At 60.7% G+C, this 24484-nt stretch carries 20 protein-coding genes; 6 read left to right on the top strand and 14 right to left on the bottom strand.

Going from position 1 to position 24484, the window contains the following annotated elements:
- Window positions 1-276: 276 nt before the first annotated feature.
- Genes ACTJKS_RS00100 through zwf form a run of 3 tightly spaced genes read right to left on the bottom strand, consistent with a single transcriptional unit; the run spans window position 277 to window position 3126 of the window.
- The gene (locus ACTJKS_RS00100) at window positions 277-942 is read right to left on the bottom strand and encodes a bifunctional 4-hydroxy-2-oxoglutarate aldolase/2-dehydro-3-deoxy-phosphogluconate aldolase (RefSeq protein WP_007969324.1); all 666 of its coding nucleotides are present in this window, start codon (window positions 940-942) and stop codon (window positions 277-279) included.
- A gap of 17 nt (window positions 943-959) precedes the next feature.
- Window positions 960-1673 (bottom strand): 6-phosphogluconolactonase, encoded by a 714-nt coding sequence (gene pgl, locus ACTJKS_RS00095; protein ID WP_108183587.1) that lies wholly within the window; start codon window positions 1671-1673, stop codon window positions 960-962.
- Entirely contained in the window at window positions 1660-3126 is a 1467-nt protein-coding gene (zwf, locus tag ACTJKS_RS00090; protein WP_047295976.1) for a glucose-6-phosphate dehydrogenase, read from the bottom strand. Before zwf ends, pgl begins: the two co-directional genes overlap by 14 nt.
- Before the next feature lie 226 nt (window positions 3127-3352).
- Between zwf and ACTJKS_RS00085 the strand changes: the two genes are divergently transcribed.
- Entirely contained in the window at window positions 3353-4213 is an 861-nt protein-coding gene (locus tag ACTJKS_RS00085; RefSeq protein WP_169842436.1) for a MurR/RpiR family transcriptional regulator, read from the top strand.
- A gap of 96 nt (window positions 4214-4309) precedes the next feature.
- Here the strand turns inward: ACTJKS_RS00085 and ACTJKS_RS00080 are convergent, their stop codons facing one another.
- The 11 genes from ACTJKS_RS00080 to edd form a co-directional block, all read right to left on the bottom strand.
- Window positions 4310-5164, bottom strand: a complete 855-nt coding sequence (locus ACTJKS_RS00080; protein WP_108183588.1) for a D-hexose-6-phosphate mutarotase — start codon at window positions 5162-5164, stop codon at window positions 4310-4312.
- Between the two features lie 112 nt (window positions 5165-5276).
- The gene (locus tag ACTJKS_RS00075) at window positions 5277-6626 is read right to left on the bottom strand and encodes a carbohydrate porin (RefSeq protein WP_108183589.1); all 1350 of its coding nucleotides are present in this window, start codon (window positions 6624-6626) and stop codon (window positions 5277-5279) included.
- Between the two features lie 217 nt (window positions 6627-6843).
- A complete protein-coding gene (locus tag ACTJKS_RS00070) occupies window positions 6844-8004 on the bottom strand; it encodes an ABC transporter ATP-binding protein (RefSeq protein ID WP_027612564.1) in 1161 nt (386 codons plus the stop codon).
- Window positions 8005-8006: 2 nt separating this feature from the next.
- Complete coding sequence (locus ACTJKS_RS00065; protein WP_007969317.1) at window positions 8007-8852, bottom strand: carbohydrate ABC transporter permease; 846 nt, start codon at window positions 8850-8852, stop codon at window positions 8007-8009.
- Entirely contained in the window at window positions 8845-9753 is a 909-nt protein-coding gene (locus ACTJKS_RS00060) for a carbohydrate ABC transporter permease (RefSeq protein WP_108183590.1), read from the bottom strand. The genes ACTJKS_RS00065 and ACTJKS_RS00060 overlap by 8 nt, the downstream gene beginning before the upstream one ends.
- A gap of 153 nt (window positions 9754-9906) precedes the next feature.
- Window positions 9907-11208, bottom strand: a complete 1302-nt coding sequence (locus tag ACTJKS_RS00055) for an ABC transporter substrate-binding protein (RefSeq protein WP_027612563.1) — start codon at window positions 11206-11208, stop codon at window positions 9907-9909.
- Window positions 11209-11326: 118 nt separating this feature from the next.
- Complete coding sequence (locus tag ACTJKS_RS00050) at window positions 11327-12586, bottom strand: D-mannose isomerase (protein ID WP_108183591.1); 1260 nt, start codon at window positions 12584-12586, stop codon at window positions 11327-11329.
- 188 nt (window positions 12587-12774) lie between these two features.
- Window positions 12775-14244 (bottom strand): ATP-binding protein, encoded by a 1470-nt coding sequence (locus ACTJKS_RS00045; RefSeq protein ID WP_108183592.1) that lies wholly within the window; start codon window positions 14242-14244, stop codon window positions 12775-12777.
- A complete protein-coding gene (locus ACTJKS_RS00040; RefSeq protein ID WP_007917879.1) occupies window positions 14234-14965 on the bottom strand; it encodes a response regulator in 732 nt (243 codons plus the stop codon). Before ACTJKS_RS00040 ends, ACTJKS_RS00045 begins: the two co-directional genes overlap by 11 nt.
- A 214-nt stretch (window positions 14966-15179) precedes the next feature.
- A complete protein-coding gene (locus ACTJKS_RS00035; protein ID WP_108183593.1) occupies window positions 15180-16139 on the bottom strand; it encodes a glucokinase in 960 nt (319 codons plus the stop codon).
- On the bottom strand, window positions 16136-17962 hold the full coding sequence (gene edd / locus ACTJKS_RS00030) for a phosphogluconate dehydratase (RefSeq protein WP_041068637.1): 1827 nt from the start codon (window positions 17960-17962) through the stop codon (window positions 16136-16138). Before edd ends, ACTJKS_RS00035 begins: the two co-directional genes overlap by 4 nt.
- A gap of 220 nt (window positions 17963-18182) precedes the next feature.
- Here edd and gap point away from each other — a divergent pair, with 220 nt between their 5' ends.
- The 5 genes from gap (at window position 18183) to ACTJKS_RS00005 (ending at window position 24393) form a co-directional block, all read left to right on the top strand.
- A complete protein-coding gene (gap, locus tag ACTJKS_RS00025) occupies window positions 18183-19184 on the top strand; it encodes a type I glyceraldehyde-3-phosphate dehydrogenase (RefSeq protein WP_108183594.1) in 1002 nt (333 codons plus the stop codon).
- 184 nt (window positions 19185-19368) lie between these two features.
- Window positions 19369-19887: an RNA polymerase sigma factor gene (locus tag ACTJKS_RS00020; protein ID WP_041068631.1), complete on the top strand. Its 519-nt coding sequence runs from the start codon at window positions 19369-19371 to the stop codon at window positions 19885-19887.
- A gap of 123 nt (window positions 19888-20010) precedes the next feature.
- Window positions 20011-20976, top strand: a complete 966-nt coding sequence (locus ACTJKS_RS00015) for a FecR family protein (protein ID WP_108183595.1) — start codon at window positions 20011-20013, stop codon at window positions 20974-20976.
- A gap of 122 nt (window positions 20977-21098) precedes the next feature.
- Window positions 21099-23684 carry a TonB-dependent receptor gene (locus tag ACTJKS_RS00010; RefSeq protein ID WP_108183596.1) on the top strand — a complete coding sequence of 862 codons (2586 nt, stop codon included), beginning with the start codon at window positions 21099-21101 and terminating at the stop codon, window positions 23682-23684.
- A 112-nt stretch (window positions 23685-23796) separates the two neighbouring features.
- The gene (locus ACTJKS_RS00005; protein ID WP_108183597.1) at window positions 23797-24393 is read left to right on the top strand and encodes a biliverdin-producing heme oxygenase; all 597 of its coding nucleotides are present in this window, start codon (window positions 23797-23799) and stop codon (window positions 24391-24393) included.
- The last annotated feature ends 91 nt before the right edge of the window (window positions 24394-24484 follow it).

Genomic DNA, 24484 nt, shown 5'->3' with positions numbered 1-24484 from the left:
CGTTCTCTCTTCCATAAGATGAACGCAGATTAACGGCGCGCGCCGCTCTCGGTGCGGTAACTATGTATCGCAGCGTAACGGTGACACCGCACGCCCCCACTGTAGGAGCTGCCGCAGGCTGCGATCTTTTGATGTTGTTTTTTAAATCAAGATCAAAAGATCGCAGCCTGCGGCAGCTCCTACAGGGGTTGGATTTTCTTCGGGCAAAAAAAACGGTGCACCGACCAAGCGCACCGTAAAGCCGTAGAACACACAACGAAGTGTCAGGTAAAACGTTTAGTCCAGCAGTGCCAGGGCCTCGGCAGTGCATTCCTGAATGCGCGCCCAGTCGCCGTTCTTGATCCACTCCGGATCGAGCATCCAGCTGCCGCCCACGCACATGACGTTTTTCAGCGCCATGTAGCTCTTGATATTGGCCGGGCCGACGCCACCGGTCGGGCAGAATTTCACTTCACCGAACGGGCCGCCAAGGGCCTTGATCGCTGCCACGCCACCGCTGACTTCCGCCGGGAACAGCTTGAAGCGGCGATAGCCCAGGCCATAGCCTTCCATGATGCCGGAGGCGTTGCTGATGCCTGGCAGCAGCGGAATCGGGCTGTCGACGCTGGCTTCGAGCAGGTCACGGGTGATACCCGGGGTGACGATGAACTGCGAACCCGCCGCTTCAGCCGCCGCAAGCATGTTGCGGTCGAGCACGGTGCCGGCGCCGGTCACCAGTTCCGGACGCTGCTCACGCAGGATCTGGATCGCCTTGAGACCGAACTGCGAACGCAGGGTCACTTCCAGCGCCGTCAGACCACCCGCGGCCAGGGCGTCGGCCAGCGGTAGCACGTCCTGTTCACGGGCGATGGTGATCACCGGCAGGATCCGCGCCTTGGCGCAGAGGCTGTCGATCAGGGCAACTTTGTCCGCCATGGAAACGGTCGGGGATGGGGTTGTCATAGCGGCTGTTCCTTGGCTCATGGGCACCAGTAGATCTCTAACGTAGGTTGCAGAAACGCGCGCACCGGCATGGCCGCGACGTCGTCGGATGCCAGCGCGGCATTCAGTGTGGTCAGTTTCGATTGACCGGAAATCGACAGAATCTTGTGCTTCGCCGAAGCCAGCAGCGCTCGGCTCATGGTCAGGCGTTGACGCGGTACGCTCGGCGCCAGCATCGGCCAGCAGCGACGGCTGCCGTCAGCCTGCAACGCTTGCGTCAGGTTCGGGCTGTCGGGGAACAGCGACGCGGTGTGACCGTCATCGCCCATGCCCAGCACCAGCACGTCAATCGGCGGCAATTCGGCAAGCAAGCGGTCGGCCTGCTCCGCAGCCTGCTCGACGTTCGCCGCCGCGCTGTAGAGGCTGAGGAACTGCGCCTTGGCGGCCGGCCCCTTGAGCAGGTACTGCTTGAGCAGACCGGCGTTGCTGTCGGCGTGTTCGACCGGTACCCAGCGCTCGTCGGCGAGGGTCACGACGACCTTCGACCAGTCCAGCTCCTGCTTGGCCAGGTGCTGGAAAAACGCCACCGGACTGCGACCGCCAGAGACCACCAGCACTGCGTTGCCGCGTGCCGAAATGGCATCGCTCAGCTGCTTGGCGACATTCAGCGCCAGACCTTCGGCCAACAGCACCGGACTCTTGAACTGGTGAGCGTGGACGCCCGCAGGCAGTTTCACATCAGATATCGCCATACCACGACCTCCCGTCCCGCGTGATCAGTGCAATCGAGCTCATCGGCCCCCACGACCCGGCCGCATACGGCTTGGGCGCGTCACCGGATTTTTTCCAGCCGGCGATCAACTGATCACACCACTTCCACGCGGCTTCGATTTCATCTTTACGGACAAACAGGTTCTGATTGCCGTTCATCACTTCCAGCAACAACCGCTCGTAGGCGTCGGGGATCCGCGCACTGCGCCAGGTGTCGGAGAAATTCAGTTGCAGCGGGCCGCTGCGCAGTTGCATGCCCTTGTCCAGGCCTTGCTCCTTGGTCATCACCCGCAAGGAAATGCCTTCGTCCGGTTGTAGACGGATGATCAGTTTGTTGCTGATCTGCAGGCGCTGTTCCGGCGCAAAGATATAGTGCGACGGCTCCTTGAAGTGAATGACGATCTGCGACAGCTTCTGCGGCATGCGCTTGCCGGTACGCAGGTAGAACGGCACGCCGGCCCAGCGCCAGTTGCGGATGTCGGCACGCAGGGCGACGAAGGTTTCAGTGTCGCTCTGGGTGTTGGAATTCGGCTCCTCGAGGTAGCCCGGCACGGACTTGCCTTCGCTGTGCCCGGCGATGTACTGACCGCGCACCACTTGGGTGGTCAGGCCTTCCGGGCTGATCGGCGCCAGGGCCTTGAGCACCTTTACCTTTTCATCACGAATGCTGTCGGCGGACAGGTCGGCCGGCGGGTCCATGGCGATCAGGCACAGCAGCTGCAACAGGTGATTCTGGATCATGTCGCGCAGTTGGCCGGCCTTGTCGAAGTAGCCCCAACGGCCTTCGATGCCGACCTTCTCGGCCACGGTGATTTCCACGTGGGAGATGTAATTCTGGTTCCACTGGGTTTCGAACAGGCTGTTGGCGAAACGCAGGGCGATCAGGTTCTGGACGGTCTCTTTGCCCAGGTAGTGGTCGATGCGATAGGTGCGGTTCTCCGGAAAGAACTGCGCCACGGCGTCGTTCACCTTGCGCGAGGATTCCAGATCGGAGCCGATCGGCTTTTCCAGAACCACGCGGGTGTTTTCTGCCAGACCAACTTTCGCCAGGTTCTCGCAGATCGCGCCGTACACTGCTGCCGGTGTGGCGAAGTAGGCAATCATGCGTTGCGCGCTGCCGGCCGCTTCGGCCAGCGCCACATAGTCTTCAGCCTTGAGGAAGTCGACGTGCAGATAGCTCAGGCGCGCGAGAAAGCGCTCGGCCACCGCCTCGTCCAGCTCTTTGCCGACGTAACGGCGCAATTCGGCGGCGATAAACGCCAGGTGCTGCTGCTCGGAACCGGGTTCACGAGCCAGCGCAATAATGCGCGTGTTCTCGTGCAACAGGTCGGCACCATCGAGGTGATAAAGGGCAGGAAACAGCTTGCGCAGGGCCAGATCGCCCAGAGCGCCGAACAAGGCAAAGGTGCACGGTTCAACCGTAATCGAAGGCATGATGTTTGTTCTTTTATCAAGTTAAGCTACAAATACCTTTTTTCAAGGCATCACTCAAGGGAAAATGTAGTAATAACCACAACATTTTCGCAAGATACAGATTCCGAGTGGTGGTCGGTCGGAGCCATCAGTAGGATAGGCCACCGTCACGGGCCACATCAAAGGCCCAATTTGCATAGCCCGGCGCACCTTTGCGCAGGTGAATTAGGAATTCCATATGGACCGCGTGCGAAATTTACTGGAACAGATCCAGAGTCGCCTTGAAGAGCTGAACAAGGCCGAACGCAAAGTCGCCGAGGTGATCCTGCTCAACCCGCAGCAGGCCACCCGCTTCAGCATCGCCGCCCTCGCCCAGGCCGCGTCGGTGAGCGAGCCGACGGTCAACCGTTTCTGCCGTTCGTTCGGTGTCAGCGGCTACCCTGAACTCAAGTTGCAACTGGCGCAAAGCCTGGCCAGTGGCGCGGCGTATGTCAGCCGCGCGGTGGAGGCCGATGACAATCCCGAGGCGTACACGCAGAAGATTTTCGGCAGCGCCATCGCCTCGCTGGACAGCGCTTGCCAGGCGCTCGATCCGAACCTGATCAGCCGCGCCGTCGACCTGTTGATCCAGGCGCGGCAGATCCACTTTTTCGGCCTGGGTGCTTCGGCTCCTGTGGCGCTGGATGCGCAGCACAAATTCTTCCGTTTCAACCTCGCCGTCACCGCGCATGCCGATGTGCTGATGCAGCGGATGATTGCGTCAGTGGCACACACCGGCGAGCTGTTCGTGATCATTTCCTACACCGGGCGCACCCGCGAACTGGTGGAAGTGGCGCGCATCGCCCGTGAGAACGGCGCTTCGGTGTTGGGCCTGACGGCGGAAAATTCGCCGCTGGCCAAGGCCAGTACCCTGAGCCTGAATATTCCGCTGCCGGAAGACACTGACATCTATATGCCGATGACCTCACGGATCATTCAGTTGACGGTGCTGGATGTGCTGGCGACCGGCATGACCCTGCGTCGCGGGGTGGATTTCCAGCCGCATCTGCGCAAGATCAAGGAGAGCTTGAATGCCAGCCGGTATCCGGTGGGTGACGAGTTCAATTAGGACGCTTCGCGTAAAAGATCGCAGCCTTCGGCAGCTCCTACAGATGTGTACGCCACCTAAATGTAGGAGCTGCCGGAGGCTGCGATCTTTTGATTTTCAGGCAGCTGCCCACGCCTGCAAACTCAAATGCGCCTTCTCCCCCGGCGCCAGATGCAGGCTGTCGGTACCGCCCGCCGCCGCTTCGACACAGACAAACTCCGCCACTTCATCCCAGCTCACCCCCAGCAATGGTCGCGAGCCAGGATGCCAGACCACGGTGTCGCCGCTGCCACCGGTATCGATGCACAATTCGCGCTGCCAGGCATGATCCTTGAGCTGCAATTCGCCGTCGTGCTGGAACACCCGCTGACAACCGCCCTCCACGCGCAACTCACCTTCCTGCTGGCAGGACTGGCGACTCAACTGGTCATAACCCTGCGCCCCTTCGAGCCCAGACAGCGCTATCTCACCGACATCGCCAATACGCCAGTAAGCATGCAAAGCCTGGCTCAACTGGCACGGCATGTCGTCCTGATGCTCGGTGCTCAGGCGTAATTCCATGCGTTCGCCCAGATGCGCATGCAGGTCGACCTGCCAGTCGCACAGCTGCAATTGCCAGTGCAGGCGCACGCCATCCTCGGCGCTGCTGCTGTCGAGCAATTTCCAGTCGAGCAGTCGCGCCCAGCCATGGGACGGCCACGCGTTTTCGCTCGGATGGCGGCCATACCACGGCCAGCACACCGGCACGCCGCCACGAATGGCGCCAACGTGGGGCCACTTTGCCGCACACCACAGCCACGGTTTCTGCCCGCGCGGCTGAAAGTGCAGCAACTGCGCGCCCTGCCGACTGAACACCGCCTGACACAGCGGATGGTCGATCACCAGCACATCGCGCATCTGATAGCGCTCCCAGGCAAACACCGGTCGTTCGCGCAGGGATTTGAAGAAGCGTTGCAGCGGATGCTCATGCATTGGCCACGGTTCCGAATTCGACTGTCATGGGTTGCGCCACCCTCAAAAAAAAGCGGACAGCCTGGGCTGTCCGCAAATATGCGCACATGGAGAGGAGCTTATCGCAGACGCGTCAGAACGTAGACTGAATTTTCAGGCCAGCGACCAAAGCGTTGTCCACGGCATCAACACCGCCCGGGTGAGTGATGTACTGCAGGTTAGGACGCACGGTCAGCCAGTTGGTGACGTGGAAGCCGTAGTTGATCTCGTAGTTGTATTCGGTTTCACGAATCGGCGAGAACACCGGATTGTCGTAATCCGAGACACCGTTGGAGGCATTCAGCAGTTCGGCGTTTTTCTTCACGTCATCGTTGACGTGTATACGCGCCGCGCCGATGCCGACGTCATCTTTCGGACGGGCGTCGAACGGGCCTTTGTAGACAAACATCACCGACTGATAGTTATCGATGAAGTTGGTGTCCTTGTCGTGGAAGGTCGCGTTGGCGGCAATGTTCAGACCGCGGCTGGCATCACCGTTGTGGCTGGTGAGTTGCTGCTGCGCGACGAACCAGTAGCCGTGTTTGCTGCTGTGGGTCTTGTAGGCGTCACCAGTGGTCGCTGCGTCGAAACCGTTGACGTCTTCACGCACGTCGCTGGCGTCAGCGGTGCTCTTGTAGTAACCGATGCGGTATTCGCCCGGCAGGCTGTTGACCTTCGGCGACCAGACCAGTTCGACTGGCAGAACAGTCCCTTTGGTGCCGCTGCCGCTGAGCTTGAAGCCGTTGCCGTGTTCCAGCTGCGACGGGTTCTGGTTGTACGCACCGATCTGCGCGTAGAGCTCGTCGTTGATGTTGTACTTCACGCGGATCGCGGCCTGGCTGACCGGCCAGTTGTACCAGATGTTGGTCGCCCAGTTACCCACTTGCGAGCCGCAGAACGCCAGGTTCTGGAAGTCGCACGGGAAGGTGTTGAAGTCTTCGCCTTCACCGAAATAACCGGCCTTGACGTCGAGCTTGTTGTCGAAGAACTGGTGCTGAATCCACAACTGGGTCAGACGCACCATGTGGCCACGACCGTAGACTTCCTGCGAGGAAGACAAGGTGCCGGCACGCGGATCGCCAACGCGGTCGTTGGAGATGTTTTGCCCGTTACGGTTGGTCAACTGGATCTTGGCCTGAGTGTTGTCCCAGCCCCAGAGTTTTTGCAGGTCCAGCGCCACGCCCAGACCGAACTGATCGCTGTAGCGACCGGTCTTGTCGTCGTTGTAGCCGCCATGCAGGTTGGCACCCATTTCCCCAACGTAGTCGGCCTTGATGTCGATACCCTGCTCGATCAGCTTGGTCCGCTCGCCACCCCAGTCGCCGGTCATCCATTTCGAATCGGAGCTGAATGCATCGGCAGCCATTGCGTTGCCGGCCAGCACCAATGCCGCCGCAGCTGACACTTGGCAGATCAACCGGGCATTGACGTGTTTCTTTTTCATCCCTACATCCTCGTCTTTATTGTTATTAACTGTTTTTTTCCAACGCGGTTTACATAAATTGCGATGGATTACAGGCAATCCAGCGCGTGCTCCTGTTTGGAATCCGATCCCTGTGGGAGCTGGCTTGCCAGCGATGGCGGTGATTCAGGCGACATCCATGTTGGATGTGCCGNGCTGGCAAGCCAGCTCCCACATGACCGCATTCCAGCATTGATCTTCAGCGACCTTTGAACTGGGCGACATTTGCCGACCGCGCTTCGGTCTGCGCCTGGCCCGCAACGCCCAGACGCTCGCCAGTCTTGGCATCGAACAACAACACTTTCGACGGATCGAATTGCAGGGTCAGGGTTTCGCCCACCTGCGGCGCCACGTCCGGTGCCAGGCGGCAGCAGACTTTGGTTTCATTCAGGTTGACGAACACCAGGGTGTCCGGACCGGTCGGCTCGGTGACCTGCACTTCGGCCTTGATGCTCGGCAGGCCATTGCCCTCGCCGTTCGCCAGCACGATCTGCTCCGGGCGCAGGCCGAGGATCACTTCGCGATCTTCCAGCCCTGCATCCTGCATGCTCATCGGCAACTCGCAACGCGCCTGACCGCTGTCGAGCAGCGCCAGCAGACGACCGTCCTTGCGTTGCAGACGCAGCGGAATGAAGTTCATCGGCGGCGAACCGATGAAGCTCGCCACGAACAGGTTGGCCGGATCGTTGTAAATCTCTTTCGGCGTGCCGAACTGCTGAATGATGCCGTCCTTCATCACCGCCACCTTGTCGCCCAGGGTCATCGCTTCGATCTGGTCGTGGGTCACGTAAACGGTGGTGGTTTTCAGACGCTGGTGCATCAGTTTCATTTCGGTGCGCATCTCGACGCGCAGCTTGGCGTCGAGGTTCGACAGCGGTTCGTCGAACAGATAGATCTTCGGCCGACGCGCCAACGCACGGCCCATCGCCACACGCTGTTGCTGACCACCGGAGAGCTGGCCCGGCTTGCGGTTGAGCAGGTGTTCGATCTGCAGCAGCTTGGCCACGCGCGCGACTTCTTCGTCGATCGCCGACTGGCTCATCTTGCGAATTTTCAGACCGAACTCGATGTTCTCGCGCACGCTCATGGTCGGGTACAGCGCGTAGGACTGGAACACCATGGCGATGTCGCGATCCTTCGGGCTCATGCCGCTGACGTCCTGGTCGCCGATCATGATCGCGCCACCGGTGATGGTCTCGAGGCCGGCGATGCAGTTCATCAGGGTCGACTTGCCGCAGCCCGACGGGCCGACCAGGATCAGGAACTCACCGTCCTTGATCGACAGTTCGATGTTCTTCAGGGTATCCGGCAGGCCGGCACCGTAGGTCTTGTTGACGTTGCGAAGTTCGAGCGTTGCCATGATTACCCCTTGACTGCGCCGGCCGTCAGCCCGCGCACGAAATACTTGCCTGCGACCACATAGACCAGCAGGGTCGGCAGCCCGGCGATCATCGCCGCTGCCATATCAACGTTGTATTCCTTGGCCCCGGTGCTGGTGTTGACCAGGTTGTTCAGCGCCACCGTGATCGGTTGCGAATCACCGCTGGAGAACACCACACCGAACAGGAAGTCGTTCCAGATCTGGGTGAACTGCCAGATCAGGCAGACCATGATGATCGGGGTCGACATCGGCAGAATGATCTGCCGGAAAATCGTGAAGAACCCCGCGCCATCCAGCCGTGCTGCCTTGATCAGCGCATCGGGAATGCTCACGTAGTAGTTGCGGAAGAACAGCGTGGTGAACGCCAGACCATAGACCACGTGCACGAACACAAGGCCGGTGGTGGTGCTCGCCAGGCCCATCTTGCCGAGGGTGAACGAGGCCGGCAGCAGCACGGTCTGGAACGGCAGGAAGCAACCGAACAGCAGCAGACCGAAGAACAGCTGCGAACCGCGGAAGCGCCAGAACGACAGCACGTAACCGTTCAACGCGCCAATGGCAGTGGAGATGACCACGGCCGGCACGGTGATCTTGATCGAGTTCCAGAAGTAGCCGTCCACCGTGGCCCAGGCCTTGACCCAGCCGATGCCGCTGACCACGGTCGGCCAACTGAGCAGGTTGCCGGTGCTGATGTCTTCCGGCGTCTTGAAGCTGGTCAGCAACATCACCACCAGCGGAATCAGATACAGCAATACCGCGAGGATCAGCACCGCGTAGATCGCCACACGACTGAGGCTGAAAGCGGGTTTGGCAGCGAGACTAGTCATGACGCTTGGTCCTCAGCTCGGAGTACAGGTAAGGCACGATGATCGCGAGAATCGCACCGAGCATCAGAATCGCACTGGCCGAGCCCATGCCCATCTGGCCGCGACTGAAAGTGAAGGAGTACATGAACATCGCCGGCAGGTCGGAGGAATAACCCGGGCCACCCGCCGTCATCGCCGCGACCAGGTCGAAGCTCTTGATCGCGATGTGGGCGAGGATCATTACCGCACTGAAGAACACCGGACGCAGGCTTGGCAGCACGACTTTCCAGTAGATGGTCGGCATGCTCGCACCGTCGATCTGTGCGGCACGGATGATCGACTGATCAACTCCGCGCAGGCCGGCGAGGAACATCGCCATGATGAAGCCCGAGGCTTGCCACACAGCGGCGATCACCAGGCAATACACCACACGATCCGGGTCGATCAGCCAGTCCAGACGGAAGCCTTCCCAGCCCCAGTCACGCAACATTTTGTCCAGGCCCATGCCCGGGTTGAGCAGCCATTTCCACGCGGTACCGGTGACGATCATCGAGAGCGCCATCGGGTACAGGTAAATGGTGCGGATAAAGCCTTCGCGACGGATGCGCTGGTCGAGGAACACCGCCAGCAGCACACCGATCACCAGGGTGATGCCGATGAACATGCCACCGAACACCGCGAGGTTCTTGCTCGCTACCCACCAGCGGTCGTTGTCGAACAGCCGGGCGTATTGCGCCAGACCGGCCCACTTGTAGTTGGGCAGGAACGTCGAGGTGGTGAACGACAGCACGAACGTCCACAGGATGTAGCCATAGAAGCCCACCAGTACGATGAACATGCTCGGCGCCAACACCAGTTTCGGTAGCCAGCGCTGCAGTGCATCGAACGGCGAGGCTTTGCTGAACACAGCAACAGAACTCATGGGGAAATCCAGTACGAGGGTAGAAAATTCACACGCTTTCCCCTTGTGGGAGCGAGCTTGCTCGCGAAGGCATCCTGTCAGTTGATATTTCGATTGCCTGACACTCCGCTTTCGCGAGCAAGCTCGCTCCCACAGGGGCTGCGGTGCTGATGCTTATTTGGCCGACTGAACCGCCGCGCCCAGTTTCTTGGCCGCATCGGCCGGGTCGGCTTTCGGGTCGTTGATGTAGTTGGTCACGACATCAAAGAATGCGCCCTGCACCGCCAGCGTGGTCGCCATGTTGTGCGCCATGCTCGGTTGCAGGCCACCGGACTTGGCGTCAGCCAGGAAATCCTTGGCAGCGGTCTGCGCGCAGGAGTCGAAACCGAGTTTGTCCATGTTGTTCAACATGTCGTTACGTACCGGGATCGAGCCTTTGTTGATGCTGAAGACTTTCTGGAAGTTTTCCCCCAGCACGACTTTGGCGATGTCTTGCTGACCGGCCGCAGTGCCTTTGTCTTTCTGCTTGAACACCGCCAGGGAGTCGATGTTGTAGGTGAACGCCTTGTCGGTGCCCGGGAAGGCTACGCACTCGTAATCCTTGCCGGCGACTTTCTTGGCGGCGGTCCATTCGGACTTGGCCCAGTCACCCATGATCTGCATGCCGGCCTTGCCGTTGATGACCTTGGCCGCTTCCAGGTTCCAGTCCTGGCCTTTGCCGTCCTGGTCCATGTAGGTCGCGACTTTCTTCAGCTCGGTCAGCGCCTTGACCATTTCCGGACCGGTCAGCGCTTTGTTGTCCAGATCGACCAGGGCTTTCTTGTAACCATCAACGCCCATGACCGAGAGCACCACGGCTTCGAACACGGTGCTGTCCTGCCAAGGCTGACCGCCGTGAGCCAGCGGGATGAAGCCCGCAGCCTTGAGCTTGTCGCCGGCGGCGTAGAATTCTTCGAGGGTGGTCGGGTTCTTGGTGATGCCGGCTTTCTTGAACACTTCCGGGTTGATCCACAGCCAGTTCACGCGGTGAATGTTCACCGGTACGGCCACGTAATCACCGTCGTACTTCACGGTATCGGAGACTTTCTTGTCGAGCAGGCTGTCCCACTTCTCTTCTTTGGCCACGTCCTTCAGGACGTCGGTGTCGAGCAGACCGGTGGAGGCCCATTCCTGAATATCCGGGCCTTTGATCTGGGCCACGCCCGGCGGGTTGCCGGCCACGGCGCGGCTCTTCAACACGGTCATGGCCGTGGCACCGCCACCGCCGGCGACAGCGCCGTCTTTCCAGGTGAAACCGTCTTTTTCAACTTGCGCCTTGAGCACATCGACAGCGGCTTTTTCGCCACCGGACGTCCACCAGTGCACGACTTCAACCGAACCTTTGGATTCGGCAGCGGACACACTGAGAGGCAGAATTGCGAGCGGGAACAGGGAGGCGACAGAAATGACAGTAGCGAGGCGAGAAATCGCATTCATCTGAGATGTACCTTTCTTGTTGTTATGCATGCAAGTCTGGTGCTTGCGCTGCACAGGAGTTTAAACAGGGCGATTCCCTTCGCAGGTAACGAAGGGACGCGCAAATGTCACCACATGGTTACACAGGAACAGCCCGGGATATTTGCGCCAGAGCGGTTGCCATACTCGGTGACAAGGGTAGACGAGGGATCAACACCGCTTGCCACGCGTGGTAGAGATCGGGTTTGCCCGGCCAGATATCGGCGCTCGGACGGTTTTGCGGATCGAGTTCGTGATGCCAACTGCCATCGCAGCGATCGATGAAATGGCCTTCACAGAATTCCCAGAACAGCCGGTACCAGGTTTCGTATTGCGCATCACCGGTGCGTTTGAGCAAGGCGCTGGCCGCCGCGCTGGCTTCGGCATGGGTCCAGTGCAAGCGATGACGCACCACGGCTTTGTTGTCCCAGTCGAGGGTATAAACGATCCCCGGCGCGCCATCGACGTCCCAGCCGTTTCGGCAATTCTGCTCGAAGAGTTTTTGCGCATCGGTCGCCAGCCAACCGGGCGTGAGCATCCCGGCCTGGACCCGCGCCGCTTCGAGGTGCAGCAGCAGCCGCGCCCACTCGAAACCGTGGCCCGGGGTGGTGCCGTATGGGCGAAAACCATCAGCCGGGTTGTCGTGGTTGTACTCGCGCAGCGGTTGCCAGTCGCGGTCGAAGTGTTCGATGACCATGTAGCCGTTAGCTGCTGCATGACCATGAATCACCCGCTCGACGATGCGTTGCGCGCGCACCAGCCAGCGCGGGTCTTCAGTGACATCAGCCAGCGCGAGGAACGCTTCGGTGGCGTGCATGTTGCTGTTGGCGCCGCGATAGGCCTCTTCTTCGCGCCAGTCGCGATTGAAGAATTCGCGCATGGCGCCCTCTTCTTCGCTCCAGAAATACGTGTCAATGATGTCGATCGCATCATCCAGCAACGCCTGGGCGCCGGGACGTTGCGCGACCACCGCCGAGCTGGCCGCGAGCGCAACAAAGGCATGCAGATAGGCGTTCTTGCCGGTGTTGCCGTCGCGATGTTCGGCGACCGCAAACCAGCCGCCGTGCAGCGCATCCCGCAACGGGCCGCGCAGGGCCGCGATGCCGTGATCGACCAGTTCGGCAAACCCCGGCAGGCCTTGAATGTGAGCCATGGCGAAGCTGTGGGTCATGCGCGCGGTGTTCATGGTTTCGGCTTGCGCGTGCGCCGGCAGATGGCCGCGCTCGTCGAGGTTGCCGAAACCTTCGGGCAGTTTTGCCGCTCTGGCGAAAGCCAGCAGGCGCAGACCTTCGTCGGCGAGCCATTGCTGGTGGGCAGGGGCATTCAGCCAACTGCTGAAGTCTGGGTGAAAGGTGTCCATGAGTGGCCCATTTTTGTTGTTATGACTGCGGGCAGTCTAAACAACGGGCCGGGGTGGTCTTGTAACGAAGGGGGCGGGTTTTGTCACCAAGCAGTGACATTAGAAAAGCAAAGTCAAAAGATCGCAGCCTTCGGCAGCTCCTACAGAGTGCGGTGTAGGAGCTGCCGAAGGCTGCGATCTTTTGATCTTCAGTCTACTGAACGCGGCAATTGCAACGTCACCCGCAACCCGCCCTCACGCAGGTTCTGCAACGTCACCTCACCACCATGGCTGTGGGCGATGTTGCGCGCAATGCCCAAACCGAGACCATAGCCTTGCTGCTGCCCGGCCAAGCGAAAGTGCGGCTCGAACACCTGCTCCAACCGCTGCTCCGGCACGCCCGGGCCTTCGTCGTCGACGTGCAGGACAAACGCGCGCTCATCGTCATCGATGTGCAGGTGCGCGTTCTGCCCGTACTTCAGCGCATTGTCGATGAGGTTGCCGATGCAGCGTTTCAACGCCAAAGGCTTGCCCGGATACGCCGCCAGCGCCTTGCCTTGCAGGGTCACGCGACCATTACCGTTGGGCGCCAGGTACGGTTCTACGAGGCAGTCGAGTACATGATTGAGATCCACCGGCTCGATATTCTCGTGGATGTCGGTGTCTTTCACGCATTGCAGCGCGCCTTTGACCAGCAGCTCCAACTCATCCAGATCGCGACCGAACTTGGCTTGCAGCTTCTCGTCTTCGAGCAGTTCGACGCGCAAGCGCAGACGGGTGATCGGCGTGCGCAGGTCATGGGAAATCGCGCTGAACAACTGGCTGCGTTCGGTCAGGTAACGGCTGATGCGTTCGCGCATGGTGTTGAACGCACGGCCCACTTCCACCACTTCGCTGCCGCCGCCCTCGGCCACCGGCTCGACATCGGCGCCCAGCGACAGATCCCGCGCCGCCCGCGCCAGACGCTTGAGCGGCCGGCTCTGCCAGTGCACCAGCAGGCCGATGAACAACAGCAAGAAACCGCTGGTGAGGACAATGAACCACACCTGCTGCGCCGGCAGGCCTTGCTCTTCAAGACTGGTGTAGGGCTCGGGCAATAACGAGGCGATGTACAGCCATTCGCCCGGGGCCATTTGAATCTGTGTGACCAGCACCGGCGGATTCACCGGTTCCAGGGTCAACGCGTAATGCGCCCACGAGCGCGGCAGCTCATCGAGTTTCAGCCCGGCATTGAAGATCCGCAGATCCTCGGGACTGACGAAGGTCACCGAAATATCAGTGTCATGCCCCAGCGACTGGCGCAGCACTTCATCCACCGCTTGAATCACCGCGGCCTTGCGTGGGGTGATCGGCAGCACGTCCATACCCAGCGGTTTGTCGTTGAGCGTCACCACGAAACGGGTGCCGCCCATGCTGCGCAACTGGTCGAGCACCAGCGGCCGGTAAGCCACTGGCAGCGAGCGGAAATAACTGACGCTGGCGGTCATCGAATGGGCGAGGCTGCGGGCGCTGGTGACCAAGCCTTCGAGCTGGGTGGCGCGCAGTTGCGAGACCCAGATCACGCTCGACAACGTCTGCGCAAACAACACCGCGAGCAACGTCAGCAGCAGCATCCGCCCGAGCAGCGAACGCGGCACCGGTACTGTGTTGGCGAGCCTGCGCAGCGACTCAGTGAGCATTGCCGGCAACCACATTGGCTGCCAGTTGGTAGCCACTGCCGCGCACGGTGCGGATCAGCCGTGGCGGTTTTTCCGTGTCACGCAGGCGCTGGCGCAAACGGCTGACGGCCATGTCGACAATCCGGTCGAGCGGCATCAGGTCACGGCCACGGGTGGCGTTGCCGATAGTGTCGCGGTCGAGAATTTCCTGCGGATGATCGAGAAACAACTTCAGCAGCGCGAAATCGGCGCCGGAGAGAATAACTTCTTCGCCGTCGGTGTGGAACAGTCGATGGCTGACCATGTCCAGTCGCCACTCGTCGAAGGCCAGCACGTCGCTGCCGCTGCGTTCCTGACCGAACTGCGCTCGTCGCAGCAGCGCCTTGATCCGCGCTTGCAGCTCGCGGGGGCTGAAAGGTTTGCCGAGGTAGTCGTCAGCGCCAAGCTCCAGACCGATCACGCGGTCGGCTTCGTCGGAACTGGCGGTGAGCATGATGATTGGCACCTGCGCCTGACGCGGATGCTGACGCACCCAGCGGCAGAGGCTGAAACCGTCCTCGTCGGGCAGCATCACATCGAGGATCACCAGATCGCTCGGCGCCTCGTTGAGTGCCTGGCGGAAACTGGCGCCATCGGCGGTGGCCCGCACCTGAAACCCGGCGCGGGTCAGGTAGGTTTCCAGCAACTCGCGTATTTCCTGGTCGTCATCGACCAACAATATCGACTTGTTGACTGAGCTCACTTCGAAGGCATCCTTGTTGTTGGAATTGGGGCGGATTATGCCTTAAGCACTGATTTTACAAACACCACAAAACACCTGTGGGAACAAACCTGTGGTGAGGGGATTTATCCCCGATGGGTTGCGCAGCGACCCTGGAAAAACCGGGCCTGCTTCGCAGGCCATCGGGGATGAATCCCCTCGCCACAAAGGCTCACTCCTACAATTGGATTGCATTTCAGGCAGGGATTGCTTGCTCCAGGGCCACACCGGCACCCACCAGCCCGGAATACGGTGCCGTTACCAGCCACACCGGAATGCCCTTGAAATAATCGCTCATGCAGCCCTTGTCGGCGAAGCTGCGGGCGAAACCGCTTTCGACGAAGAAATCGGCAAAGCGCGGAATCACCCCGCCCACGATGAAGACCCCGCCACGAGCCCCGGTGGTCAGCACGTTGTTGCCAGCCACGCGGCCGAGCCAGCAGCAGAATTGCTCCAGCACTTCCAGCGCGATCGGATCGCCAGCCAGACCGGCCGCGGTGATCGCTTCCGGCGTATCAAGCTTTGGTTCATGTCCGTCCACCGCACAGATCGCGCGGTACACACGAGGCAAGCCGCCGCCGCTCAACGCAGTCTCGGCGCTGACGTGGCCAATCTCGTTGTGGATGTGCTGCCAGAGCTGGGTTTCACGCGGACTGCTCAGCGGCAGATCGACGTGTCCGCCCTCCCCCGGCAGCGCGGCAAACCGGCCTTCGCCGAGATCAAGCAAGGTGCCGACACCCAGCCCCGTGCCCGGACCGATCACCACCGCCGGGCGCAACGGTTCCGGCGTGCCTTCGCAGACCACACGGAATTCCCCGGGCTGCAAACGGGTCATGCCCAGCGCCATCGCCGAGAAATCGTTGATCAACAGCAGTTGTTCGACCTGCAAGGTTTTGCAGAACGCCGTGCGACTCAAGCGCCAGTGATTGTTGGTGAATTTGAATTCATCACCACTCACTGGCCCCGCCACCGACAGGCACACCGAACCGATCGAACCCGGCGCCAGACCGAGGCCGCTCAAGTACAGGCTGATCGCCTCTTCCGGGCTGGCGTGGTCGGCTGTGGCCAGCACCTGAACCGATTCCAGTTGCTGGTTTTTCCACAACGCGAACCGCGCGTTGGTGCCTCCGATATCACCGACCAAAGCCAGTTTCAATTAAGCGTCTCCAGGGCAGAAGTGAAGGCGCTGGCGCCCTGCTCCGCCGAGCTGAAGGCCAAACGCATGAAGCCAAACAGTTCGCGACCGCTGCCGATGTTGTTGCCCAACAGGCCTTTGGCGGGTTCGCGCGCTGCAAATTCGGCGGCGTCGACCTTGAGTTCCAAAGTGCCTTTGACGCCATCGACGCGGATGATATCGCCCTCTTGCACCCGCGCCAAAGCACCGCCGACATACGCTTCGGGACTTACGTGAATCGCCGCCGGGATTTTCCCCGACGCGCCGGACATGCGCCCGTCGGTGACCAGCGCGACTTTGAAGCCACGATCCTGCAGCACGCCGAGGAACGGCGTCATCTTGTGCAGCTCGGGCATGCCGTTGGAGCGCGGGCCCTGGAAGCGCATCACCGCAACAAAATCCTTCTCCAGCAAACCGGCCTTGAACGCGTCGGCCAGGTCCTGCTGATCCTGGAACACCATGGCTGGCGCTTCGACGATCTGGTTTTCCAGCGCCACGGCGGAGACTTTCATCACGCCGCGACCGAGGTTGCCTTCCATCACCCGCAGACCGCCCTCGGCGGAAAATGCACGGGCGACCGGACGCAGGATGTTTTCGTCGAGGCTTTCAGTCGGGCCTTCGCGCCACACCAACTCACCGTTATCGAGGAATGGTTCTTTGGTGTACTGGCTCAAACCGTGGCCGAGCACGGTGTTGACGTCTTCGTGCAGCAAGCCGGCCTCGAGCAGTTCGCGGATCAGGAACGACATGCCGCCAGCAGCCTGGAAGTGGTTGATGTCGGCTTTGCCGTTCGGGTAGACGTGGCTCAGGGTCGGCACGACCTCGGAGAGGTCGGCCATGTCCTGCCAGGTCAGCTGGATGCCTGCAGCCATGGCGATGGCCGGCATGTGCAGGGTGTGGTTGGTCGAGCCGCCGGTGGCGTGCAGCGCGACGATCGAGTTGACCAGCGCCTTCTCGTCGACGATTTCGCCGATCGGCATGAAGTTGCCGTTCTGCTTGGTCAGACGCGTGACCTGATGCGCGGCTTCGCGGGTCAGGGCATCACGCAGCGGCGTGTTCGGGTTGACGAAAGACGCGCCCGGCAAGTGTAGGCCCATGACTTCCATCAGCAACTGGTTGGTATTGGCGGTGCCGTAGAAGGTGCAGGTGCCCGGGCTGTGGTAGGACTTCATTTCCGATTCCAGCAGCTCTTCGCGGGTCGCCTTGCCTTCGGCGTACTTCTGCCGCACGTCGGCTTTTTCCTTGTTGGAAATCCCCGAGACCATCGGCCCGCCCGGGACGAAGATCGTCGGCAGATGGCCGAAGCGCAGCGAGCCCATCATCAGGCCCGGGACGATCTTGTCGCAGATGCCGAGCATCAGCGCGCCGTCGAACATGTTGTGCGACAGCGCCACCGCCGTGGACATCGCGATCACTTCGCGGCTCGGCAGGCTCAGCTCCATGCCCGGCTCGCCCTGGGTCACGCCATCGCACATCGCCGGCGTACCACCGGCGAACTGGCCGACCGAGCCGATTTCGCGCAAGGCGTTTTTGATCTGCTGGGGAAACACTTCGTACGGCTGGTGCGCCGAGAGCATGTCGTTATACGAAGAAACAATGGCGATGTTCGCCGAGTTCATCATCCGCAGGCTGTGCTTGTCTTCGCTGCCACACCCGGCCACGCCGTGGGCGAAGTTGGCGCATTGCAGCTTGCCGCGCATCGGCCCGTCAGTGGCGGCGCCGCGAATCAGTGCAAGGTAAGCCTGACGCGTGGCGCGGCTGCGGGCGATAAGCCGTTCGGTGACCTCAAGAACGCGGGGATGCATGTGTAGAACTCCAGGCTAACGGATGTGGCGACCTGATTGTCTATGCTGATCAAACGCCGTTGTTGTTGGAATGACAGACGGCTTTTTTGACCATTCGGACCAGTTGATTCAGGTCACTCGTTGTAGATAAAACAAAATATTGCCACTAAAAAGGCTTGTTTTCTATTTTTATGCGAATAATCTTGTAATTCCAACAACAAAACGACGGCGGCGCTGTTCAATGACTCTTCGAATCGCAATCAATGGTTTTGGCCGCATCGGCCGTAATGTCCTGCGCGCACTGTATACCCAAGGCTATCGACAGGATTTGCAGATCGTCGCCATCAACGATCTGGGCGACAGCGCCATCAATGCCCATCTGCTCAAATACGACACCGTTCACGGCACATTCGACGCCGAAGTGGCCCATGACAATGAGAGCCTGACAGTCAATGGCGACCGCATTGCGGTCAGCGCCATTCGCAACCCGGCCGAGCTGCCATGGGCCGCGGAAAAGATCGATGTGGTGTTCGAATGCACTGGTCTGTTCACCGACCGCGCCAAAGCGGCCGCGCATCTTACTGCCGGCGCGCGCAAAGTCATCATCTCGGCACCGGCCAAAGGCGCCGACGCTACCGTTGTTTACGGCGTGAACCACGACATTCTGCGCCAGTCGCACCAGATCATCTCCAACGCTTCGTGCACCACCAACTGCCTGGCGCCCGTGGCGCAGGTGCTGCACCGCGAACTGGGGATCGAAAGCGGCCTGATGACCACGATTCATGCCTACACCAACGACCAGAACCTCACCGACGTCTATCACACCGACCCGTACCGCGCGCGTTCGGCCACGCAGAACATGATCCCGAGCAAGACCGGCGCCGCCGAAGCGGTAGGCCTGGTGCTTCCGGAACTGGCGGGCAAACTGACCGGCATGGCCGTGCGCGTGCCGGTGATCAATGTGTCGCTGGTGGACCTGACTGTGCATTTGAAGAAGGAAGCCACGGCCGACGAAGTCAACGCACTGATGAAGGCTGCCAGCCAGCACTCGAAAATTTTGGGTTACAACACGTTGCCGCTGGTCTCCAGCGACTTCAACCACAACCCGCTGTCGTCGATCTTCGACGCCAATCACACCAAATCCAGCGGCAAACTGCTGAAGGTGCTGGCCTGGTACGACAACGAATGGGGCTTCTCCAACCGCATGCTGGATAACTGCCTGGCGCTCTGCAACGCGGAGTAACCGACAACTCCTTGTAGGAGCTGCCGAAGGCTGCGATCTTTTGATCTTGTTTTAAAAGCAACATCAAAAGATNATCGCAGCCTTCGGCAGCTCCTACATTTGTCTGCTTCGTTCAAAAACAACACTTGACCACTCGACTAGATGATAAGCATTAACATTCGCTCGAAATGGATCAGGTTCCCCCGTGAGTCAATCGCGCTTCAATCACGTCTTCCTCTCTCAGCGCACATCCCTGCTGCGTACGATCGAGCGGATGGTCAACAATCACAGCACCGCCGAAGACCTGTTGCAGGAAACCTACCTGCGCGTCACGCGGGCGCTGAGCGAGCGCGCCATCGATCACCTTGAACCCTTCGTGTTCCAGACCGCGCGCAACCTGGCGCTGGATCACCTGCGTGCGCGCAAGATCCATTCGCGAACCATGGTCGATGACGTGCCGCAGGACGTGGTGCACAGCGTCGCCGCCCCCGCCAGCAGCGCCGAAGACGCCGCCCACGCCGAACAACTGCTGGAGCGCCTGAACGTGAGCCTCAGTCAACTCAGCCCGCGTCAGCAGCAGATTTTCATCCTCAGCCGCCTGCACGGGCACAGCTACCAGGAAATCGCCGACGAATTGAATGTGTCGCTCAGCACCGTGCAGAAGGAACTCAAGCTGATCATGTCGATCTGCATCGGTGTCGCCGAGCGCTTGAATGGCGCCTGAGGTCGCAGGCGATTTCTGTCAGCATCAGCATCGACTGCACTGATCAGCGGGCTTTGCTACCCTTGCCCGACTTTTACGCTTCACTAAAAAACAGCCGTGCACAGACACTGCCGAGGAAACACCGTGACGGACACCCACCGCCCGCCTTCGCCCGACACGGCGCAGGACGCTGCCCGTGCAATGGACCAGGCTCTGGACTGGCTCATCGTGCTCGGCAGTGCGGACGAAGAGCAGACCCGGCAATTTCACGCATGGCTGGCGGCCGATCCGTTGAATGCCGAGGCGTTCGCCAAGGCGCAGGCGATCTGGGACGGGCCGCAAGTCGCCCTATGCGCGCAAAGCCTCGCGGCCAAACCGGCGAAAGTCACCGTCCTCAAGCGGTTGCGTCCGCACTGGAAACCGTTGGCCACCGCTGCGGTGCTGATTCTGGGCCTGTTCAGTTTCAGCAACCTGCCGATGCGCCTGCAGGCCGATCATCTGACCGTGGTCGGCGAGCGTCAGCGCCTGCAACTGGAGGACGGCTCCAAGGTGCTGCTCAACACCAATTCGGCCTTCTCCAGCAGCATCAATGACCGGCAGCGCGTGGCGCGGCTGTATCAGGGCGAAGCGTTTTTCGAGGTGGCCGCCAACCGTGGCCAACCGCTGGAAATCGATGCGGGCCCGGTACAGGCCAGCGTGCGCGACACCGATTTCGCCGTGCGTTATCTGGACGGTGTGGCACAGGTCAACGTGCAGCGCGGCGATGTCGATCTGCGCGCCACCCACAACGACGCGCGCGTGCGTTTGAGCGCCGGCGAAAGCATCCGTATCGGCCCCAACGGTTTCGATCGTCCGGCCAAACTCGATGCCGCCACCGACCTGGCCTGGGTCCAGGGTCGGTTGATCTTCGAAAACTGTCCGCTCGACAAGGTGCTGGCCGAACTGCGCCGCTACTACCCGGGCTGGATCATCAACACCAACGAACAGTTGGCCGACGTCAACGTCACCGGCAATTACCGTCTCGACCAGCCGCTGGACGTCGTACGTTCCCTCGCCCACATCACCTCGGCGCGCCTGCAGGAATTCCCGGCGCTGGTGATCCTGAACTAAATGAGAATTATTTTTACTCGATAGCGAAACCCCGTTCGTCTCGTTATAGCCAATGCAATTGATTCGCATCTTCGGAGGCGGATCAGCACCTATAAAGATTCGTGCGACACGGAGCGCTATCGATGTCCTCTCGCCTTACCCGCCAGACTGCTTCCCCTTCCCGCGTATTGTCGCTGCTGACGGCTGCCATCCTCATGGCCGGCACCGCACCGCTGATGGCTGCCACCGAGCAACCGGCACGCAACATGGGTGATTACTCGTTCTCGATCGGCCAGCAACCGCTGGTGTCGGCGCTCAATGCCTTTACCAGCGTGACCGGTTGGCAGGTCGGCTTGCCGGCGGAACTGGGTCAGGGCGTGTCGTCGCCGGGCGTGCGCGGTTCGCTGCCGCCGGAGAAAGCCCTGGAACGCCTGTTGGTGGGGACCAACCTGAGCTTCCGCAAGCTGAGCAACAACAACGTGGTGCTGGAAAAACGCAGCACCAGCGGCACCTTGAATCTGGATCAGGTGACCATCAGCGCCACCCGCCAGGAACAGTCGGTCAACAGCGTGCCGGCCACTGTCACCGTGCAGACCCGTCAGGATCTGGACCGCAACAACGTCAACACCATCAAGGATCTGGTGCGCTACGAGCCGGGCGTGTCCGTCGGCGGCGCCGGTCAGCGCGGCGGTATCAGTGGCTACAACATTCGCGGCATCGACGGCGACCGCATCCTCACTCAGGTTGACGGCGTCGAAGTGCCGGATGGTTTCTTCAACGGCCCGTACGCCAAGACCCAGCGCAACTACGTCGACCCGGAAATCATCAAACGCGTGGAAATCCTCCGTGGCCCGGCCTCGGTGCTGTACGGCAGCAACGCCATCGGCGGCGCCGTCAGCTACTACACCCTCGACCCGGACGACATCATCAAGCCCGGCAACGATGTCGGTGCCCGGTTGAAGACCGGCTACAGCTCCGCCGATGAGAGCTGGCTGAAATCCGCCACCGTCGCCGGGCGTGCCGAGCAGTTCGACGGCTTGCTGCACTTCAGCCAGCGCGACGGTCACGAAACCGATTCCTACGGCAGCAACAACGGCACCGGCCTCGCCCGCACCGCCGCCAACCCGGAAGACGTCAAAGCCACCAACGTGCTGGCGAAGATCGGCTGGAACTACAACGACGATTCGCGTCTGGGCCTGACCTACGAAAAGTACAAGGACGACCGCGACACCGATCAGAAAAGTGCCTACGGCGGCCCGTACTTCAACGGTGCCCCGACCATCCCCAACAGCGTGCTGCCCGGCGGCATGTACCAGTGGCGCACCGGCAACGACACCATCACCCGCGAGCGTTTCGGCCTCGAACACAGCTTCGCCCTCGACAGCCTGTTGGCCGACAACGTGAAGTGGAGCCTCAACCACCAGATCGCCAAGACCGACCAGAGCACTGAAGAGTTCTACTACCCGATGACCCGTAAAGTGCTGCGCACCCGCGACACGGTCTACGAGGAAAAACAGTGGGTATTCGATGCGCAACTGGACAAGGCCTTCGCCATCGGTGACACCGATCACGTGTTGACCTACGGCACCACGATCAAACAGCAGAAGGTCACCGGCTCGCGCAGTGGCGACGGCAAGTGCCTCGCGGTCGGCCGTGGCTGCACCGCCATCGGCGCCACCAGCGCGGCGGATGTGCTGAAAAAATCCAGCGACTTCCCGGACCCGACCATCAACACCTACAGTCTGTTTGCCCAGGATCAGATCAGCTGGAACAAGTGGACCTTCCTGCCGGGCCTGCGCTACGACTACACCCAGCTCAAGCCGCACATCACTGAAGAATTCCTCAACACCGTGGCCGCCGACGGCAACGGCACCGTCAGCGACGAGAACAAGACCTGGCACAAAGTCTCGCCCAAATTCGGCCTGACCTACGCCCTGACCGACAACTACACCTGGTACGGCCAGTACGCCGAAGGTTTCCGCACGCCGACCGCGAAAGCGCTGTACGGACGCTTTGAAAACAGCACCACCGGCTACAACGTGGCGCCGAACCCGAACCTGGAACCGGAAAAAAGCAAAAGCTATGAAACCGGTCTGCGCGGCAACTTCGAGCAAGGCTCGTTCGACGTGGCGGTGTTCTATAACAAGTACCGCGACTTCATCAACGAAGACGCAGTCACTCCTGGTTACGATGAGCTGACCTTCCAGTCGAGCAACATCAAGCACGCGACCATCAAGGGTGCCGAAGTCAAAGGTCGCCTGAACCTCGATGCGTTCGGCGCGCCGCAAGGCCTGTACACCCAGGGCTCGATCGCCTACGCCTACGGGCGCAACAACGACACCGGCGAGCCGCTCAACAGCGTCAATCCGCTGACCGGTGTATTCGGTCTGGGTTACGACCAGGACCACTACGGCGGCCTGCTGAGCTGGACCGTGGTGAAGAAAAAGGACCGCGTCGACGACAGCAACTTCAAGTCGCCGGATGGCGTCAGCAGCCAGTTCAAGACCCCGGGCTTCGGCATTCTGGATCTGGCCGGTTATTACAAAGTCACCGACGACGTAACCGTCAGCGGCGGCATCTACAACCTCACCGACAAGAAGTACTGGCTGTGGGATGACGTGCGCGGTTACGACAGCGTCGGCGAAGCCTCTGTAACGCAGCCGGCCAACCTCGATCGCCTGACCCAGCCGGGCCGCAACTTCGCGATCAATCTGGTCTGGGACATCTGATCCGCACAGCCCTGCGATACGCATTGATCAGCGCGTCGCGGGGCTTTTTTTACGGTTGGGCAGCTGCCCGTTCGTCTCGTTATCAAGCGCCTCTTTTATCAAGGACACCCCCATGACCACTTCGGAAAAAGCCCTGCGTTCACAACGCCTGAACCAGATCACCCACGAGCCGCACAGCAAGCTCGACGCGCTGGTCAAAACCCACGCGCCGTTCGAAACCCGCGCCAACTTTGCGCGTTTCGTGGTCGCGCAGTACCTGTTTCAGTCGGAACTGGTCGACCTCTATAACAACGCCGAACTGACGGCCATCGTCCCGGATCTGCCGGCCCGTTGCCGCGCCGAAGCGGCCAAGGCTGACCTGGCGGATCTCGATACCGACATCCCGCCACCGGTGGCCGGTGCGCTGAAAAACCCGAGCAAAGCCCGTGCATTGGGCTGGATTTTCGTCTCCGAAGGTTCGAAGCTCGGCGCTGCGTTCCTGATCAAACGTGCGGTGGCGCTGGAGCTGAGCGAAACCTTTGGTGCCCGTCACCTGGGTGAACCGGAAGGCGGTCGTGCCGAAGGCTGGAAAAGCTTCGTGCGCACTCTCGACTCCCTGCCGTTCACCGCCGAAGAGGAAGCCGAAATCGAGCAAGGCGCAATCGACGCGTTCAACCGCTTCACCGTGCTGCTGGAACAGGCTTACGCCACCGAAGCCGAACCGGCCTGATTTACCGGCACAACACAAAACCCTGTGGGAGCTGGCTTGCCAGCGATGGCGGCGGGTCAGACAGGATCTATTTCGACTGATACATCGCTAT

It is taken from the genome of Pseudomonas sp. 22189, assembly GCF_052045635.1.
Taxonomy (GTDB): Bacteria; Pseudomonadota; Gammaproteobacteria; order Pseudomonadales; family Pseudomonadaceae; genus Aquipseudomonas; species Aquipseudomonas parakoreensis.
This window is presented reverse-complemented; position numbering and strand designations above follow the sequence as displayed.

Excerpts from the sequence above, each read along its gene's own strand:
- ACTJKS_RS00060 (WP_108183590.1), bottom strand. The coding sequence starts at position 9,753 with ATGAGTTCTGTTGCTGTGTTCAGCAAAGCCTCGCCGTTCGATGCACTG.
- ACTJKS_RS00065 (WP_007969317.1), bottom strand. The coding sequence starts at position 8,852 with ATGACTAGTCTCGCTGCCAAACCCGCTTTCAGCCTCAGTCGTGTGGCG.
- ACTJKS_RS00075 (WP_108183589.1), bottom strand. The coding sequence starts at position 6,626 with ATGAAAAAGAAACACGTCAATGCCCGGTTGATCTGCCAAGTGTCAGCT.
- edd (WP_041068637.1), bottom strand. The coding sequence starts at position 17,962 with ATGCATCCCCGCGTTCTTGAGGTCACCGAACGGCTTATCGCCCGCAGC.
- ACTJKS_RS00100 (WP_007969324.1), bottom strand. The coding sequence starts at position 942 with ATGACAACCCCATCCCCGACCGTTTCCATGGCGGACAAAGTTGCCCTG.
- ACTJKS_RS00070 (WP_027612564.1), bottom strand. The coding sequence starts at position 8,004 with ATGGCAACGCTCGAACTTCGCAACGTCAACAAGACCTACGGTGCCGGC.
- gap (WP_108183594.1), top strand. The coding sequence starts at position 18,183 with ATGACTCTTCGAATCGCAATCAATGGTTTTGGCCGCATCGGCCGTAAT.
- ACTJKS_RS00005 (WP_108183597.1), top strand. The coding sequence starts at position 23,797 with ATGACCACTTCGGAAAAAGCCCTGCGTTCACAACGCCTGAACCAGATC.
- ACTJKS_RS00050 (WP_108183591.1), bottom strand. The coding sequence starts at position 12,586 with ATGGACACCTTTCACCCAGACTTCAGCAGTTGGCTGAATGCCCCTGCC.
- pgl (WP_108183587.1), bottom strand. The coding sequence starts at position 1,673 with ATGGCGATATCTGATGTGAAACTGCCTGCGGGCGTCCACGCTCACCAG.
- ACTJKS_RS00045 (WP_108183592.1), bottom strand. The coding sequence starts at position 14,244 with ATGCTCACTGAGTCGCTGCGCAGGCTCGCCAACACAGTACCGGTGCCG.
- ACTJKS_RS00010 (WP_108183596.1), top strand. The coding sequence starts at position 21,099 with ATGTCCTCTCGCCTTACCCGCCAGACTGCTTCCCCTTCCCGCGTATTG.
- ACTJKS_RS00055 (WP_027612563.1), bottom strand. The coding sequence starts at position 11,208 with ATGAATGCGATTTCTCGCCTCGCTACTGTCATTTCTGTCGCCTCCCTG.
- zwf (WP_047295976.1), bottom strand. The coding sequence starts at position 3,126 with ATGCCTTCGATTACGGTTGAACCGTGCACCTTTGCCTTGTTCGGCGCT.
- ACTJKS_RS00080 (WP_108183588.1), bottom strand. The coding sequence starts at position 5,164 with ATGCATGAGCATCCGCTGCAACGCTTCTTCAAATCCCTGCGCGAACGA.